The sequence below is a fragment of the Peptococcus simiae genome, from assembly GCF_046097595.1.
GTDB classification, from domain to species: Bacteria; Bacillota; Peptococcia; order Peptococcales; family Peptococcaceae; genus Peptococcus; species Peptococcus simiae.
In genome coordinates this window covers 19,475-36,115 of record NZ_JBJUVG010000010.1, presented here as the reverse complement: position 1 = coordinate 36,115, position 16,641 = coordinate 19,475, and the positions used below count along the sequence as shown (strand labels likewise).

The window sequence follows — 16,641 nt, the reverse complement described above, 5'->3', positions numbered from 1 at the left end:
CTATTCCCCTTTCCACAAGTAAAAAGAAGGCTTTTTATTTTCATCTAACAGACAAAAGTTGCTGAAATAAAAGTCTTCTAGGCTATCTCCAAGGTCACGACTTGGCACTAGGACGGTGTAGATCATATCGTCATCACCGCCCTTAATTTTTTCTAAGTCATGTTTTTTTTGTGCCATGTAGGCCTCTTGATATTTACCGCAGGCTGAAAGTTCCACGGACTTTCCATTGGCCAGTAGGATTAAAAAGCACCTAGGAAACGAGATCTCTGAAAGATCTATGATTTGTTGACTGCCTATAGAAGCAACGACCCACAGGGCATCTATTTTTCTTTTGAGCATTGAACTATTTAACTTAATGGCCCTGCCGGTTGTGAGAAGGGATCCTTCCTCTTCTCGTAAAGTGCCTTGACGGATGAGTTGTTTTACAGTTTGACCCACCGTATTTTTGTCGGCTTGATCGCTGAAGAGGTGAACGACTTGTTTCTTTTTTACGAAGCCAACAGCGTCAACAAAAGCAGTTATATTATCTTTCAGACTCTCGTAAATCATTCGACTAGTTCCTCCTTGGCCATCCGTTCAAGGGCTAATCTTCTTAACTCTTGAGCGTCAGTTGTAATGAGGTCATGCTCTGTTCTAGAAGCTTTAATATCTATAAAGACGTGGTTGGTATTGGCTGCTAAGAGGCAGGTCCCTCTCTTAATGCCTTTAATTTCTTCTGCTTCTTCCCTTGTTAGGTCCATAGCTTGAGCGACAACTGAGGCCTCTCTAGGCTCTGTTTTCATGAGCATTTTTGTCTTAGCGTTGTTGATAATACCGGCCCCGTACATCCCATCTTTAAGAGCGAAGAAGTCGTTTAGGTCCTGTGTAGCACAGACAGCACTACCACCGTAACCACGAATGACTTTAAAAATTTCAAGGACAAATTCTGCTGCTAGTTCAGAAGAACCGGGTCCAACAAGCCGCCATGTTTCGTCAATGAAAATAACTTTTTTCTTCGTTCGATCCTCTCTCGCCTTATCCCAAGCGTAATCAAGGGCAATAAACATCCCAATGGGAAGGGTTTCTTTTGTGAGGGAAGAAACGTCTAGGACAACGTATTTGTTGTCTAAGTTGACATTGGTGGGCTGGTTAAAACTCTTAGCAGAGCCGGTAACATACCGGGTAAGCGCCCCGTATAGTCGGCTGTCTGTCCGCTCCATTTCACGTAAGGTTTCATACAAGTCGCCTAAAATAGGCATCTTTTTATACTCCCCTATTTCCGGGTCAACGAGGGAATCGTTTTCCGGTGTAATGCCAAACTTGGCATAAGTTTTAAGTAGAGATTCGTCTAAAAGTTGTTGTTCTTCAAAGGTAATGTCCTTTAAAAGCAGGGTGAAAAAGGCGTGAAGCTGTTGGATTTTTTTAACTAAAATGGATTCTTCGGGGATAAAATCCGTATCGTAATCATCAATGCTTTCCGTCTTTTTGCGGATCTCCATAATATTAATATTGTTCCCACTACCGGGGGCAATCCGGATAAAAGAGCCGCCAATAGCAGCACAGGCCCTTTCAAATTCAATCCCTTTTAAGGGAGCAATAATAAAGACTTGGACTTGTTTTTGTCTCATTCTAAGGGCCATACATTGAAGCGTATACGTTTTCCCTGACCCGGAAGAACCTAAGATAGCAATGTTAGCGTTGTTGTATTTTGAAGTGTCAAAGACATCAACAAAGACCAAGGACCCGTTGTTGGAGTTGGCCCCCAAGAGGATCCCGTTCTCGTCTGCCAATTCATAACTGACGAAGGGATAGGCTGAAGCAAGATCTCTTGTCAGTCCATTTCTTCTGCCCTTGGCCCAAATACCGGGGTCACATTTACAAATTGGAAGGGAAGATTGCCACGCTTCCAACTGCTGGAAATGACAGGGTTTAATCCGGATATCGTTTCTAATACAATGGCGTTTAATGGCCTCGTATTTGTAATTAATTTCCTGTAGGCTATGCCCGGTAATAGTAATAAGGGTTGCCATGTAGCAGAAGTCTTCCCCTGCTGACAGTCCGCCTTTTAGGTAGTAACCGGACTCAATGGCTCCATGCAAGTCTTCAAAGTCTTGGGAGGTGTCCTCGGTTTCTCTCATCCGAACCTTGTTCCACCGCAAGCGGTACTGTAACTTTCTTTGTGTGGTGGCTATGTTTTCTTTCTTGACCCAAAAGTCCACGTCAACACCCTCACCCATGTTAATGAGTAAGAGCATCCAGCCACCTAAGGCCCGGACCGGATAAGAACCGCCGGGAATATAACAGTACATATAGAAGAGGTCATCTACCACCAAATACCTTGGACTGGACCGGTCATCTATTAAGGTGGGGGCAATAAAATCGTTCACAGGGATATGTAAATCCTTCCGAGTAAAGTCCATGTTGCCGGCAGCATACCGGCCTAAGACTTCATACTCCCGGTCCCTTGCAGACCGAATAGAGGATTCACTGCGGCTCATGATGGAATACAAAACTTCTAAAATGTACTCATCAGAATCGCTGACGGAAACGACTTCATTACCACAGTCGCTAATGTCGTTGGCGATATTTCTTGCCTCTCTTTCCAGTTCCCTTCGGACCTGATCAAAGGTTGGTCTGTGTTGGAATCCAACCTTTTGCTCGTACTCAAAAATGAGAAAAAACCGCCTAGAAACGCCCTGACTGGATCCAACAGAGGAGATTAAGTTAATCTGTTCCTGTTGCAGTCTTTGACAATGGCTGTTTTTTTCTAGGGCCATTTCATTTTTAATTTTGTCCACGAATTGACTAACGTCTGCTCGTTTTGATACGACTTTGAATTGAACATTACTCGGCATATTGCGCAAGGCTTTAGCAAAACTGGAAATAATACTTGCCTGTTCACTATAAGACCGCAAGCTAAAGTTAATAGGCATGACTTCCATTAATTTAACAAAGCGGCCATCTTTTGTGATGATGATCCCGTCCTTAACGTCTCGAATGGGCGAGAAGGACTGGGTACTAACAATCTGTTCAAGTTCTTGTTTTTTATTCGTTTTCTTAGACTTTTTTTCTTTTTTAGGTCGGGCAATCTGATCCTTTTTCCCTTTTAAAAAAGGCATATTAAAGTCCATATTATTTACCCCCTTCTATTTTTTCTTGTTGCAAGCGGCCAACATGGACAAGTCCGGCCGGCTCGTTAATGTCGTACACGCCGACACCCTTCATTTGTTTACTGTCTGCATAAATGCCAAATAGTTCTTCATCATCTGCAAACTCAAAGGTTTCCCCTTCGATCAAGGGCTTGGCGGCCATTCTTCTGCGTCTGTTTTCAATAGCGGTGTCCCAAGCGTCAACAAGCTTATCTTGCAGGACCTCACTTTCCATCATGGCATCTAAGGGTGCCTTGGCAAGGGCCTGTGTCCGTGAGTTATAGAGCATAACGCCACGGTTTTGTAGCCATGAATAGATATTATTAACCGCAACGGAGAAGGGATCGCCATTAAAGCCATGGTAGCCAATGAGGAAGAAAGGCATACACAAGGTAACGATAGCAAAAAGACGAATGTTGATATTTTCAATAGGAATGAACCAAGCAAAGAGGGCTACAAAGAGGGCCATTAAAGCCCCCTCAATAAAGTTTCTTGTCTTAAAAAGGCCCTTTATAATGCGAGATTCGTCAATAAAATTTTCCGGAATGTTATAGACATTGGGCTGCTCATCTTGAATCAATGGAAACGCCCCTTTCTTATCTTAGTGTTCTGCCAGCCCTCTTGTGCATAGACCGAATACGAACATAGACCATACCGTCATCAGTAAAGCCAATAACTGTTACTCGGACAACATCACCGGCTCTTAAGCCTTCATTTTGAATGGCACTTGCCGGGACAACGCCTGTAAAAGCAGACATGTCGTACTGGTCAAGATAAAGGAATACGGTAATTTTTCCGGCATCCTTGGTCACGACATTTGAGATAGTCGCAAGGCATTGTTGACCTTCTTTTAAGAGGGTGCCTTGGTAGGCTTTTTTAAGATAGTTGTGGGCTGATCTAGCATCTACTTGGAGGGTCACTTGACCTTTTTCATTGTGACTAACGTCTGTAATGATGACCGGGAGTTCATCCCCCACCTGATATAAGTCTTCCAACTCGTTAAAGTTTTCTAGGTAGCGGCCTGTGACCCGGTTACTGGGAATACGAACGTCTACGCCTTCTACGTTGACCACAAGGCCTCGGTAGCTGACTGAAACGACAGTCGCATTAACGAGGTCATTTTCTAAAATCCGAGGGTGGTCGGGATCAAAGTTCCCCTTTTCCATTTCAAGGAGGGCATCTTTTCTTGACCCCAAGATAAAGTAGTCGTTTGGCAGGTCTAAATCTCCAGCCCTGTCGGCATAGGTTTCTTTGACAAGGAAGGGGATTTCCAAACCATAAAGTCTTTCACAAAAAGCCTTCTGCCGGTTTAAAATTTCCTTCTTGCCCTTTTCAGTTGAGGCATCTACAGCGTTTAAGTTGAGAACGTCCTCCCCGTTTCTAAAGATTTCTGAGAAGGGAATGGTAGCTTTAATTGTCCCGTCTACTAAAACTTCTAGGGCAGCACAACTGACCTCTCCTGCTGAAAAAGTCGTTACGCTTGAAACGGTCCCGTATAAAAATTCTCCATACTTTTGAGCGGATAAGACAGCGTTCCACTTAGTAATAAATTCCTGTTGCAGGGCTGATCTCATCCGGCCATCCCGTCTAATATTACGGATTGTTGGCTCGCTTCTTTCTAGGTTTTCTTGCTCATTTTTCGGCATATAAATCGTTCCTTTCTAAAGGGATTAAGGGCAATAGTAACTATAAACATCATACCATGTTTATAGTTTATGTTCAACGATTTGGCATTCTGATCTTATCGTGATTTCATAAAAAAAAGAGGCAGCTAAAGAGCCACCTCTTCTATTTTTATATTCACCTATAGACTTTTTTCAAAAGTAATTTTTAGTTTTTTTCCCAAACCATTCGCCAATCTGCTTAATGTTTTTACTGAGGGGTTTGCACCTCCATTCTCTATTTTACTAATATCCCCCTGTGCAATACCAGTTAAGCGAGATAATTCACTCTGCGTTACCTGCTGCTCAGATCGCCCGTCAAGCATTGCTTTAATAATTTGAAACTCCACATCAAGGCTATCCCACTCGTTTTGAAATTCAGGATCTCGCATTTGCTCGTTAAGGGTTTCTCTAAAATTTTTAGTCATTTTTCTCACTTCTTTGTTTAAATTCTTTTCTGCGCTGTTTTGAAATCTCTATTTCTTTAGTGGGCGTTTTTTGAGTTTTTTTAATAAAACCGTTCGTTAATATTACTCTATTCCCAATAACAAAAAAATACAGCACCCTAGCAATATTATTGCTTTGCTTAATTCTTAACTCAAATATGCCATCTTCTAAGTGTTTCGAGTAGGGTTCTCTGAGAAAGTTCCCTTTTAACTCTAAAAGCTCTAGAGTTCTAAACGCTTTCGCCCTCATCTTGATATCTAGCGACAAAATAAATTCTTCTGCTGGGTAGGTCCCGTCCTCTTTTTCAAAAAATTCAACAGCAAAATTGCTCATCATTCACTCCTTACAGCTTTATTTTATAGGATATATCCTATGTCCGTCAAGTCCCATGATGGCAAAAAAGAGGCAGCTAAAAAGCCACCTCTCTTAGGTTATTTTTCACCCGAAGGGATTCGCTATTTCACTAGATTTTGCTTCCTTGTCATCTGCCCCTGTCCCGATAGCAAAACCGACGTTTCTTGCTTTAGGAAAGGATTTAGGCTTATCTTCTATCTTCTCTTGAGCCTTGTATTTTTCCTTTTTATCTGTCGATATTTCTTTGAATATAACCGGCTCGGCTTCTTTAGGATGAACCTCTACCGGCTTTTCTTTTTTGACGGGTGCAACGACTTTTTTTTCCACAACTCTAGTTGTTTTACCTGTCTTTTCATGAGATCCTGTGGTCTTAACTTTGCTTTCTAGCTGAAAACTGCTTTTTTCTTCTACAAGGTCTGTATTTAAGGGTTTAAAATCACTTATCCAGCCTTTAAAATCCGTCATAGACTTATCCCCCTTGAGGTCGCTTTTCTCTTTAAATTGGGCCGGTTTCTTGCCTCTCGTTGGATTTTCGATAAAACGCTCCACAAATTCCTCTTTAAGGTCGCTTAACCTGTTAAAAGCGGAGGCTCCCATAGAAGATAGGCCCGGTTGTTCATAGGATCTATCTACTTCAAAGGCCCGAGGGTGGTTTTTGTAATATTCCTCCAACCGAATCTGCTCTTCTTCTTTTCTGCGCTTACGAGCCTCAACGTCCCAAAAAGGAGCAAGGTCTGCCTGATAAATCTTTCTAAGCTTCTTCGCTTCCGGATGCAAGACGTGTGGGTACTTGTAGGCAAGAATCGGATCATGTCCTTGAAAGACGATAAGGAGCCTATCCTCATCTACCTTAAAAAGTTCGTCTAATGACAGTAGGGCTCTGCGTCCCTCGCCAATTGAGGAGCGACTATGCGTATCCATACCGGTCATCCCCATCATACTCCTACTGAAGTCTCGCATATACTGATCTGTCTTAGCTTCTACGGTCATGTTTCCTAGCCTTTTTGTAAAAAGGTCTGACGTATATTGGTCATTAATCCCTAGTGAAATCATGGTAGAACAGTTGGCTAAAATGGTTACCCAGGTATTAGGGTACAGGTTTTGCAGCTGGGTAATATCCTGAAAAATCATCGTAGCATTAATACGTCTTTTTCGGATAGTAGACATTTTTCTATCCCAGTCCGGTAACATACCAATAGATGGAAATTCATCTAACAGAAAGTTTACCGGCACAGGTAGTTCCCCGGCACCGTGATATTCGTTCGCCTCCTGCTCATCAGCTAAACTAACTAAACGAGTGGTCAGCATAGAGAAAAAGAGAGAGGTTATGAACCTATAGGTGTCGTGCGAATCCGGAAAAATACAATAGTAGGCACAGAGTTCTTTGCCTGGAAGCTCAAGGTCAATATCGTCTTGGGAAAGTACTGAGCCTACTGTCCCGGATTGTAAAATTTGTAGTTGCGTGGCCAGATTTGTAATTAAGTTACCTCGCAAATTAGGAGACCCCTGTTTAAAGGAGAGGTATGGACCCAGAGCCGGTCTTGCCTCAATTGGCATGTAGTCCGGGTTGAAAAGCTTATCCAAGTAAGCCTCCCCACCCTCATTTTGTATTAACCCATAGACTGTACTGATGTCCTTTGTCTTAAAGTCCGGCCCTAAAAATACTCTTAGCACCAAAGCTTTTAAAAGAGAAAGCGGACCAGTTGAATAGATACTGGTCATATCATCACTGACGTTAGAGATGACGGTCTGGGCAAAAAACTGGGCATCCAACTCTACTGATTCGGGCTTAATGGATTTCATGCAGTCCCATCCATCAGACAGCCATAACTTTGTTAGATCAAGGCGCCTAACAATATACCCATTATCTTCAAGGTAGCCAGCTGTATCCCTAAAAAGGCCCCCGTCGGGGTCCGTTAAAATTAAAGATTCACGCCGTTTAACTGCTTGAAAGATAAAGTTTTTAGTAAAGGTATATGTCTTACCAGTACCACTGGCACCAACTACCGCTATATGAGAATTAAGACGGTTAGTGCTATCCATCCGGCGGTTGATTAACTCTTTACCGCTCTTATCCATTTGTCCGTAAATGGTCCCGTAAGCATCTTCAGGTTTTTGCACAAGAGCTGCCTTTTTAAATTCCTCAGGCGTTTCAAAGTGGCTCTCACCGTAAGAGTTGCGTTCTTTTGGTAGTCTAAAATTCCGCCCTAAGAGATCGCTTGAATATTTCACTCGAAAATCATAGAAGCCATAGATCATGAAACCAAGGAGTAGCACCTCAAGAATGGCAAATATACGGAAGGGAAATCCCTCAATACGACACTGAGCCATTAACTTAAATGGATTATAGGTCTGCTCCTGCCAAAAGAAAATACTAGCTAGGACAAGAGAAAAGTAAACAGCTACAATTTGAGTAAATATAACGATACCAAAAACGCTTCTTTTTTGTTGGTTTTTATCTCCACCCATACCTCAATCACCGCCCAAAGGTCGGCCAGTATTTATTCTTAGCCATTTGCCCTCTTGACCGGGGCTGACCAATCTGATCAAGGGGTCTTTCCCATTTTGCGCACCAGTAGCGACCGGCTTCATAGGCTCCGTCAGCGGTATTGGGAATTCTAAGCATATAGTCGTTAATCTTAGCGTAGGTACCTTCCGTTTCGTGTTTGAGATACCAAAGCTGCCCCTCTAGGGTCTTTTCGGAGTAACCATTGCTTTTACACCAGTTCACGAGGCTTGTCCGCCTGCCACCGGTCCACTGACAGATCCCGTAGCCGCCGCCACCGGAAAATTCGTTAATGTCTGCAACAAAGCCACTTTCATGCTGGATATTGGCCATAACGCCACAAGCGGCTGCTGCTGAATAACCCATTTCATCCGTCAAAAAGCGGAATACGGTTTCTTTATTTTGTGCTTGGTCACCGTCTGTATAGTCAGACTTAGGATATTCCATAGCGACCAGTTCAGCGTCTTTAAATTCTTCATCATCTTTTTTGACGGAGAGTTTTTTGACCTCGCTATCATAGTCACCAACAACAATATCCAAACCGGAGCTTGCACTGGTCACAAGGCCGATATGATCTCCGAAGAATAAGAGGTCACCTTGTTTCGCCTTATAGGCGTTACCACCAAAGTTCTCCAGCTGGTCAAGGGAGTAAGCTTTAAAGCCTAAGGTGCTTGTTAGGTTTTTATAGGCTGCTGACCTGCTAGCTGTCTTTTTCCAAAAGCCATCTTTATCCAGCTTATTCTTATTCATGAGGTAGCTAATGAATATTATACCCCAAGGCTTTTTCTCTTCGACTTCTTTACCAAAGAACCACTTTGTGTACTTATTAATCCCACTTCCGGGTGGTTCTTCTTTGGTCCCGACTTCACCGAGGGCCATAGTAACGACCTCGGCAGCACCGGATTTTTTATTTCCGGCCCGACCAGTCCCTTGCAGGTCTAAGTGTTCGCTGGTCGTTTCAAGGAGGTCACCTAAAAATTCTTCCTGCCAGCCTGCTTGACGTTCAAAGTCAACCATGTCCTTTCCGCCGATTTCTGTTTTCCAATACCGGACTTTACCAAGGTCATCTTCCCACCCGTAGGCGGTTTCATTAGCCTCTTTGAGTTCTTCTATATCTTCATCAAAGGCTTTTTCCATTTTACCGTTGGCTGTCGGTCGCTTAGACAGGAGGGCATCCGCAGGCTTCATAGGCGGCTTTTTCTTTTCCTTTTTAGCTTCTGTTTTACTTGCCTCCTTCTCATTTGAGGATCCGCTTTCTACAATAGCAGTACTATCTTTTTTATCGGCCTTGTCTGTCGCCCATGCAACCTCGGAGAGAGGCGCAAGGGCAAATAAACAAACAAGACAGCCACAAATGACTTTTTTCAAGGAGATCACCTACCTATTCTTCTTTACGTAATCGATAACGTCAATAAAGTAGCACTTGGCTGCTTCTTGGGGCGTATATTTCTCATAGTGAATGACACCATTATTTTCAAATCCCCACCATTCTGAGGTATAGACATTTCCGTCATCATCTACCTTTTCAACAAAGGCAACGTGACCGAGGTCTGCCCCACCGGGATTGACGTGAATACCGTTAGCAGTATAGACAGGTATACTACCGGGCATAGACATGGCCGCTCCCGGGAAGGGATTGGACCGGTTAACTTTCATGCCATAAGATTGAGCATTTGACCACCATTGGCCCCCATTACCCATTACTAGGTTAAGCGACTTACCCGTTACTTGATAGATTCTATTAAATACATGGGAAGTGCAGTGTTTCTGATAACCTCTGCCGTGCGGATCAAAGCCCTTAACGACACTAGGAATACAGTCCCCGGAAAGGAAACCGTATTCGCCCATATCAATACCAAAGCCGGAGGACCCGACCATATTGACGCTTAACTTAGAAATGGCTTCAGATTGGTCCTCTTTTAAGTTGCCAATCCACATGCCCATAAGGTCTGCAATTTCTGGCAGGTCCCTAGGGGTTACATCAATATTAACGTTGACTTCTGCAATCGTTCTGCTATTACCATCTTCGTCTGTTTCGGTATAGGTGGTAATATCCCACTCTTCCGGCTTAGGAACCTTGGTCTTTACAATAAGGTCTGTTGCCGGGCCAGAATAGGCCGAGTAGTCAATCATGGTGTGTTTCCGTTCTTTCTTAGGGATCCCTTTATTTTTACTCCTAAAGTAGTTTCTGTATTTATGTTTTTCCTGTTTCTTCTGCTCTAAGAGGTACTGGGGTAAATAGGTCCCGGTCCATGTTTTGACTTTACAGGGAACGCCATAAATGTCAAAAGAGGTCGTTCTCTTCCCGGCCTGTTCTTCGCCATAGTAGCCTAACCACTTGGCAACAGAGGACAGCCGGACCTGATCAAGAGAGCCGGCTTCTCCGACCATATATAGGCCTAAAACAGCAGCGGATCCCATATCAGAGAGGTTATACTTATTGACGTTCAGATTAACATTAACCTCGTCATAATCTCCTTGCGCAGACACCTTGGCTTCTATGGCCTTTTTAATGGCCCCTTCGTTATCGTCTATAGCCTCTTCAATATCATCTCCCCGTTTATCGACCTTTTTCCGGCAGACCTCCATCTTTTCCTTAATAGCCTTTTTTTGAGCTTTTTCGTTGTGTACCACCAATAGCTCAGTGCCATCCTTACTTTGCGGATCCACATCATTGTCATTCAACTTGAGGACTGAAGCAAAGATATCCTTAGCGACCTTAGAACCCATCTTAAAGCCTTCAGTAACTTTGGCAACTTTTACGTTGCCGGTGCTGCTGTATACTCTAGCTTGGTACTCCTCTGCAAAGGCCTCGAAATAGGATTCTGTGGCCTCAAAACCGGAAGTAGGCAAGGCATACAGGAAGACAACCATAATAGTGATTAAGCAAGAAATAGCAAAGGCTGAAACCTTCCTAGCTTTTTTGCTGGTTAACAGAAGTCCTAAAGGGCCACCTATGGCCGCTCCTGCACCTTTAGCAGCAACAGCCTGGCTGGCCTGTTTAGCACCGAATAGCTTTTTAGCCCCTTTGGCTGTATTCTTGCCCATCTTGACAGCGCCCTTGGCTCTTCTAGCGTCATCTATTGTGGAATCCGCTAGGTTTTTATCTTGCTCCGACATATGACACCTCCTTTGAAAAAAGCCGAAGCGCTCAGGCTCCGGCTTATCAGCGGTTTACTATACACTTAGTGCAATACTAATTCTTCTTACCGGGTTGACCGTTATTAGGTTTCCCTAGGGAATTGGTGTTGCTTTTTTTATTGATAGGCTGTCTAAAACCTTTAGGCTTAGGCATATTACTCTGATTTATAGTAGGTTTAGACACTTGCACCGGTCTTGGGGCCTGTACTGTTCTCGTACCACCGGAGGTACTGACGCCCATTTGTGATTGACCGACATCCACCTTGCGAACATAGTAATTTCCCCCAGTCCCCCGAGATCGAATTTGCTTCAGTACACCGGGTTCTTGATAGATTTCTTTGGTTACGCTATGTCCGTTTTCATCTTTATAGATGGCTTCTGAGTTAACAATTTCATAGCTACTGGTATTGCCATCTGTGTCTGTATAATCGAAGGTTACTTGTCTAGCGCCTTCTACTTCGCCTGTGGTAGCGGTTACGTTACTAATGGTCCCGTCTCCGTCATCACCAACGATTTCTTGCGTGTCGAAGGAATTGCTTACCATGGCACTCATGACCTGATCATTACCCTTTAGGTTATAGTCAGGCTGCATAAGGGCTTTTTCTGCTGCAAGGGGAGAGCCGTTTGTTGCTGTTTCTGTTAGCGCAGCTTGCAAATCTTCCGGGTTCTCTCCGGCTGCAACACGAGCGGCCATAAAGGCCCCTACATTGTGGGAGTCACCTTCAATCTGGTTGGTCCTTTCTCCTTCCTGTTTATTAGCATGGTTATTATCCCAAGATAAGCCATACTTCTTGGCTTCATCATTAAGGCCGGTCTGGCCCTTGTCATCTTTGACGATACCAGCATTAGCAGATACTTGAGGCGTCTCTTTTTTCTCTGCCTCAAATAATTTCTCAGCGCCTTCAGCCGGGTTATCTTCTTCATCAAACAGTCTTGCGGCACTGGCGGCAATCCCATCTGCATCTCTAGCTTGAGACGGATCCTGATACTTAATCTCACTATTAGGATCTGGAGCCTGAGCTGTGTTATCGGCATTAGCTGTATTGGCCTTGTTTTCTTCAGTTTCAGCAGCTTTTTTGTTGTAGGCATCTGTCACATCAAACTTGCCGGCTAAAGGATTGTTATCGCTAATGCCAGCCTTACGATTTTCAAGCTGACCTAATGCTGCTCTACCAACAGGACCGGCCCCTTCTAAGGCATCCTTACCAACCTGTTTGGGACTAAAAGTACCTAAGAAGCCCTCTCCTTGAGCGCTCCGTTGGAACATCCGTTGAGTCGCATTAGAAGCAGCCCCAAAAACACCACCGAAGCGAGACAGGCTACCAGCTGTATTAGCGCCCAAGGCTTCTTTTCTATCTCCACCACCTCTATTGCCGCCCATACTTCTAAGCATTCGACTACCAGCAATAACATCATCTAAGATATTTTCACCAGTTAAGGCCACGCCAATGCCGAGGCTCTGCATATAGGTATCTACACGCTGGGCTATTTTACACATAGCCAAGATGAAGATAACGTGGAAAATCATCCCTTCTGCATCTGCTGTAAGACCTGCAAGGCCCGAAATAATGACCTTGAGCATCCAAGCCGAAACGGAAAGAATGGCACATTGGCCAAAGAACATACCGACAAACTTTTTAAAGATCCCGGAAGTAGACTGGGAAGAAAAAGTGGAGTAAAAGAGCGGAGCGGTGAAGGCTAAGACAGCTACCATGAGATACCGCTCAACAATTTCTAGCATGAGTTTGAGCAAGTTCCAGCCCACCAAGAAAACTAAGAAAAGGTAGGCGAGTATTGCTCCCGACTCGCCCAAGGCAATGCTGGTCCCAAAAAGGACCTGAACAAGATCAAAGCCATCAAATTCAAATGGTGATGTTACGCTTTCTAGGGCCTTAACGTCACTAAAGGCCTCATAAGGTATCTGAGCGATATTAACGATTAGGTCTATAAAGTAGCCACCAAAGAAGATGAGCCAGCCGGCAATAGCGGTCCGGATAAGAATCCGGATAGGTGTATCTCTGACTTCTGTTAATTGCCCACCAAAAAACTTAAAGAGCTGCCAAATAGCAATGGCTAGCGTTAACCCTATCGCTATAGCTTGGAACATCCGATAGCCGGTTATGAGGCCCGGGAAAAAGCCAGCGATAACGCTTAGGTTCATCTGCATCATGCCAAGGAAGGCTTTAATAATGGCACATAAGAGGTCACTTATGGCTTCAGCAATCCATGATAGGATAGTATTCATCATAGGCGATCACCTCATCCCTCCTGAGCTTTTATTTTCTTTATGCCCATCCGCTTTTTGAGTGCCTGCGCCTTCTTACCGCCTGTTTTCGAAGTCTTGCCACCTTCTCCTTTATCAGCGGTGAAGTCCGGCAAGTTGGCCTTTTTAAAGTCCTCTGCACTTTGCATAGTTGGCTTCCAGCCATGCGAGGACCCCGTTGATACGCCAAAATCAAGGACTGCCGGCAGAAGCAAGAGGGCTGCAACGGTAAATAGCGTGATAAACGCCTGCTTTTTACCCTTAGCTACGGACTGTTCATCCCCGGTAATCATCATAAAGGCCGCAGCAGCCAAGGAAACAGCGGCTACAGGAAAAAGAATATACATAGCAATTCTGTATACGCTACCCATCATGTCTTTATACTTTGATAGGTCCCATGACACGCCGCTCTCGGCTGTACCGGAAAAGGAGGCTGCAAAAGCAGTATCCGGGAGAAGCAGGGCTAAAGAGGCAAGCCCTACAAGACTGAAAACAAGAAATAATTTTAAGCGTCTAGCGGAAATCACATCATTAACAGCATTGGTACGCATCCGAATACGCCTCCATCTTCCCCTTTGCCGAACCAGCCACCGATTTGTTGAACGATAACGGGGGCCAAGAGAACAAGTGCGATAACAATAATGATGGTAAAGATATTCCGCTTAGCAGATTCCATGCCTCTTTCACCGCCGAAAATAGCCCGGAAAACGTTCCAAGCAAAGAGGACAGCGGCAACCGGGACAACGACAGCAGTCATGATTCGCCAAATAGCACCGGAGCCTTGCTTAACGCCTTTTTGAATAGCGTCACCCGGATTAGCTGCAAGAGCCATATCAGGGAAAAGCAAACCAACCGCCAGCACTAAACCGGCAATCATAGCGCAGCCAAGGAGGATAGACAATTTTTTATTAGTCAAGATCCTCTTGCCGACCACCTTAACATTAGACATTTAACTCACGCTCCTTTACTTAAATTCAGATGTCTCAAGAGACATCCTGTATATACATATTACCATGTTAATAGTTTAGTATCAATGTTTAATCGTATTGTTTTAATGAACTTATTTGAAATCCATCCATATTTTATCCTAAAAAACGGATTTATAGCTGAATTTTCAGTTCAAATTCTTTTATTTTTAGTTGTTTTACATCAACCTCATTCCGTTTATAGGAATTGCGCCTCAAATCCCTTGGTTTTAAGATAGAACAAGAAAAAGAGCTGCTTCTCTAAGAGGCAGCTCTGATTTTTTATGAAGGTCTATTTTATTTTTGCAGCTAGAGGGTTTATTCTCAAGAGTTCATCTTCATTGACTTGAATAACTTCCGGAGTTTCGTTTGCAATTTTATTCAGCAAAACTTGAAAGAGCTCGGTGCAGATATCTTTCCGGTTGGTAGTCCTCATTTTCTCACTATATTCAATAGCTTTTGTTGAAAAAATGCGATCACAATCGATCCTAGTAGTGCGCACAAAGGGATTCCTATCTAAATCGGCCTCTTCATCATGAAAATTTTTCATGGGATTTTGTTCGCCCAACATATATGGCTTTAGCGTTTGGCACTTCAAGAACCCATGGGTATTTGTCTTTTTGATCTGACAAATGTACATATGAGACTGCATAGCAAGCCGTGAGTCAATACCAGGGAAAGGAACTCGCATCCGAATCACATCTCTAGCCTCAATCAATGATCAGTCCTCCATCATCTGCAATATCTACATACACAGGATTATATAACTCTTGAGACTCTGCAATCTGCATAAGAACATCCATATGCTCAGCGGTAAACTCGCGAACCTTATCTTTCGGGATGAGAAAACTCTTATTATCTATGTGCTCAATAATAACGCTTTCAATAAGATCGTCTGGATATAGAGATTCAAGTTTGCAAATTAGCTCCTTATCGCTTCTTATAAAATCCTTTTTATCAAGTGGCACCTGTTTTTCACCGGCAAGTATACGCCCTTCTTCGGACCGCCAAAGGTTTAGCGCATGAGTTAGCTCTGATAATTCACTTTCACTTAGTATGGAAGTGAGAAAACTACTACGCTTTGCATGAGAGGAATTGATTGCAGTGCTGTTTTTCAGATATGCTTCTTGTGATTTTTTTATAAACTCTTCGTGTTCCTTAGTGTAATCTCCCCAGACAGCACTAAAGACTGGTCCCTTTTTATAACCTTTCAGAGAGGAAAAATCCGCAGGTTCATTATTCACATGACTAAACAATTCGTAAAAAAGCAAAAACTTTTGTAGTTTTAGAGATGAATTGTAAGACGAAGGATTATGTTCTTTTAACCAGCCGCTTAAAGCCAGTTTTCTGTCATTAGAGTTAATCACTAGGAAGCCTCCTTCCCTCGGCTAGTCAAAGTAGCAAACAGTTCTACTACCTATATTATACAATATATAATACCAAAGGACAAACTTTTCCTTCGCATCAAAAAAGCCCCCGTCAGACGTATCTGTTATGTTCGGCAACTAAAATTGCTAAACTGGGGGGAGCGATTGAGATTGAACCTTGATATTGCTATATGCACTCTACAATATATAGCTAGCCTATTTTTTCATAACTAAATAACTTATCAAGAAATCATAATATTTATTCATGTTTTCTTCGTATTTTCTAGATCCAAAAACTTTGTATAGATAAATTGCAAGTAAAATGATGGTTATAACGCTAAAACTATAATTCCCGAAATAATCAAAAGTCCATTTAATAATATCAATGATATTCCAACTGGTTAAAGAAAAGCAAAATATTGTAAGGCCGCCAATCATTTTAACAACTGATGGGAATATACTTTTTCCAAACCCACCATAATTTTTCTCCCTTGAAATAACGTGCCTATATTTCTCAATTTCCAAGAAAAGAGCTTCTTTACTGAGACCCGTTTTCAGTATTTCCTCATCAATATCTTTAAGTAATTCCTCTAAACTACTTTCTTGCCACATGATATTCTTATCCCGTAAACATAAATGTTCATATTTTTGAACGAGATTTTCTTCGTCCTTTAGACGAGGGGTTGGTTGGTTATATTTGCAACCTAACAATACTTTTAATTTTTCTGGAATTCGGTCTTTTACCCCATTGTAATTCACCTCCTTTCATAATATCCACTATCCCTAAAATCAATAGATATGACCTTTTA

15 protein-coding genes are annotated in these 16,641 nt (G+C 43.0%); all 15 read right to left on the bottom strand.

Features of this window, described 5'->3' with window-relative positions; genetic code table 11:
• Window positions 1-549: a DUF5697 family protein gene (locus ACKQTC_RS07155; protein ID WP_408977757.1), complete on the bottom strand. Its 549-nt coding sequence runs from the start codon at window positions 547-549 to the stop codon at window positions 1-3.
• Window positions 546-3,110, bottom strand: a complete 2,565-nt coding sequence (locus ACKQTC_RS07150; protein ID WP_408977756.1) for a VirB4 family type IV secretion system protein — start codon at window positions 3,108-3,110, stop codon at window positions 546-548. Before ACKQTC_RS07150 ends, ACKQTC_RS07155 begins: the two co-directional genes overlap by 4 nt.
• Before the next feature lies 1 nt (window position 3,111).
• On the bottom strand, window positions 3,112-3,597 hold the full coding sequence (locus ACKQTC_RS07145; protein ID WP_408977755.1) for a hypothetical protein: 486 nt from the start codon (window positions 3,595-3,597) through the stop codon (window positions 3,112-3,114).
• A 127-nt stretch (window positions 3,598-3,724) separates the two neighbouring features.
• Window positions 3,725-4,774, bottom strand: a complete 1,050-nt coding sequence (locus tag ACKQTC_RS07140; protein ID WP_408977754.1) for a hypothetical protein — start codon at window positions 4,772-4,774, stop codon at window positions 3,725-3,727.
• Window positions 4,775-4,932: 158 nt separating this feature from the next.
• Window positions 4,933-5,217, bottom strand: a complete 285-nt coding sequence (locus ACKQTC_RS07135; RefSeq protein ID WP_408977753.1) for a helix-turn-helix domain-containing protein — start codon at window positions 5,215-5,217, stop codon at window positions 4,933-4,935.
• Window positions 5,210-5,569 (bottom strand): type II toxin-antitoxin system RelE/ParE family toxin, encoded by a 360-nt coding sequence (locus ACKQTC_RS07130; protein WP_408977752.1) that lies wholly within the window; start codon window positions 5,567-5,569, stop codon window positions 5,210-5,212. Before ACKQTC_RS07130 ends, ACKQTC_RS07135 begins: the two co-directional genes overlap by 8 nt.
• A 105-nt stretch (window positions 5,570-5,674) precedes the next feature.
• The gene (locus ACKQTC_RS07125) at window positions 5,675-8,059 is read right to left on the bottom strand and encodes a VirD4-like conjugal transfer protein, CD1115 family (protein WP_408977751.1); all 2,385 of its coding nucleotides are present in this window, start codon (window positions 8,057-8,059) and stop codon (window positions 5,675-5,677) included.
• A gap of 7 nt (window positions 8,060-8,066) precedes the next feature.
• Window positions 8,067-9,284 (bottom strand): phage tail tip lysozyme, encoded by a 1,218-nt coding sequence (locus ACKQTC_RS07120; RefSeq protein ID WP_408977750.1) that lies wholly within the window; start codon window positions 9,282-9,284, stop codon window positions 8,067-8,069.
• Between the two features lie 189 nt (window positions 9,285-9,473).
• Complete coding sequence (locus ACKQTC_RS07115) at window positions 9,474-11,216, bottom strand: CHAP domain-containing protein (protein ID WP_408977749.1); 1,743 nt, start codon at window positions 11,214-11,216, stop codon at window positions 9,474-9,476.
• Window positions 11,217-11,292: 76 nt separating this feature from the next.
• Window positions 11,293-13,344: a hypothetical protein gene (locus ACKQTC_RS07110; RefSeq protein ID WP_408977748.1), complete on the bottom strand. Its 2,052-nt coding sequence runs from the start codon at window positions 13,342-13,344 to the stop codon at window positions 11,293-11,295.
• Between the two features lie 152 nt (window positions 13,345-13,496).
• Complete coding sequence (locus tag ACKQTC_RS07105) at window positions 13,497-14,051, bottom strand: hypothetical protein (RefSeq protein WP_408977747.1); 555 nt, start codon at window positions 14,049-14,051, stop codon at window positions 13,497-13,499.
• Window positions 14,024-14,449, bottom strand: a complete 426-nt coding sequence (locus ACKQTC_RS07100) for a hypothetical protein (protein ID WP_408977746.1) — start codon at window positions 14,447-14,449, stop codon at window positions 14,024-14,026. The genes ACKQTC_RS07105 and ACKQTC_RS07100 overlap by 28 nt, the downstream gene beginning before the upstream one ends.
• A gap of 308 nt (window positions 14,450-14,757) precedes the next feature.
• A complete protein-coding gene (locus ACKQTC_RS07095) occupies window positions 14,758-15,183 on the bottom strand; it encodes a hypothetical protein (RefSeq protein ID WP_408977745.1) in 426 nt (141 codons plus the stop codon).
• Window positions 15,176-15,832 carry a hypothetical protein gene (locus ACKQTC_RS07090; RefSeq protein ID WP_408977744.1) on the bottom strand — a complete coding sequence of 219 codons (657 nt, stop codon included), beginning with the start codon at window positions 15,830-15,832 and terminating at the stop codon, window positions 15,176-15,178. Before ACKQTC_RS07090 ends, ACKQTC_RS07095 begins: the two co-directional genes overlap by 8 nt.
• A gap of 216 nt (window positions 15,833-16,048) precedes the next feature.
• Window positions 16,049-16,591, bottom strand: a complete 543-nt coding sequence (locus tag ACKQTC_RS07085; protein ID WP_408977743.1) for a hypothetical protein — start codon at window positions 16,589-16,591, stop codon at window positions 16,049-16,051.
• Between the last annotated feature and the right edge of the window lie 50 nt (window positions 16,592-16,641).

Coding starts and splice junctions, on each gene's coding strand:
- ACKQTC_RS07150 (WP_408977756.1), bottom strand. CDS start 3,110: ATGGACTTTAATATGCCTTTTTTAAAAGGGAAAAAGGATCAGATTGCC.
- ACKQTC_RS07125 (WP_408977751.1), bottom strand. CDS start 8,059: ATGGGTGGAGATAAAAACCAACAAAAAAGAAGCGTTTTTGGTATCGTT.
- ACKQTC_RS07135 (WP_408977753.1), bottom strand. CDS start 5,217: ATGACTAAAAATTTTAGAGAAACCCTTAACGAGCAAATGCGAGATCCT.
- ACKQTC_RS07115 (WP_408977749.1), bottom strand. CDS start 11,216: ATGTCGGAGCAAGATAAAAACCTAGCGGATTCCACAATAGATGACGCT.
- ACKQTC_RS07155 (WP_408977757.1), bottom strand. CDS start 549: ATGATTTACGAGAGTCTGAAAGATAATATAACTGCTTTTGTTGACGCT.
- ACKQTC_RS07145 (WP_408977755.1), bottom strand. CDS start 3,597: ATGGCCCTCTTTGTAGCCCTCTTTGCTTGGTTCATTCCTATTGAAAAT.
- ACKQTC_RS07105 (WP_408977747.1), bottom strand. CDS start 14,051: ATGCGTACCAATGCTGTTAATGATGTGATTTCCGCTAGACGCTTAAAA.
- ACKQTC_RS07140 (WP_408977754.1), bottom strand. CDS start 4,774: ATGCCGAAAAATGAGCAAGAAAACCTAGAAAGAAGCGAGCCAACAATC.
- ACKQTC_RS07100 (WP_408977746.1), bottom strand. CDS start 14,449: ATGTCTAATGTTAAGGTGGTCGGCAAGAGGATCTTGACTAATAAAAAA.
- ACKQTC_RS07130 (WP_408977752.1), bottom strand. CDS start 5,569: ATGAGCAATTTTGCTGTTGAATTTTTTGAAAAAGAGGACGGGACCTAC.
- ACKQTC_RS07120 (WP_408977750.1), bottom strand. CDS start 9,284: ATGAAGCCTGCGGATGCCCTCCTGTCTAAGCGACCGACAGCCAACGGT.
- ACKQTC_RS07110 (WP_408977748.1), bottom strand. CDS start 13,344: ATGTTCCAAGCTATAGCGATAGGGTTAACGCTAGCCATTGCTATTTGG.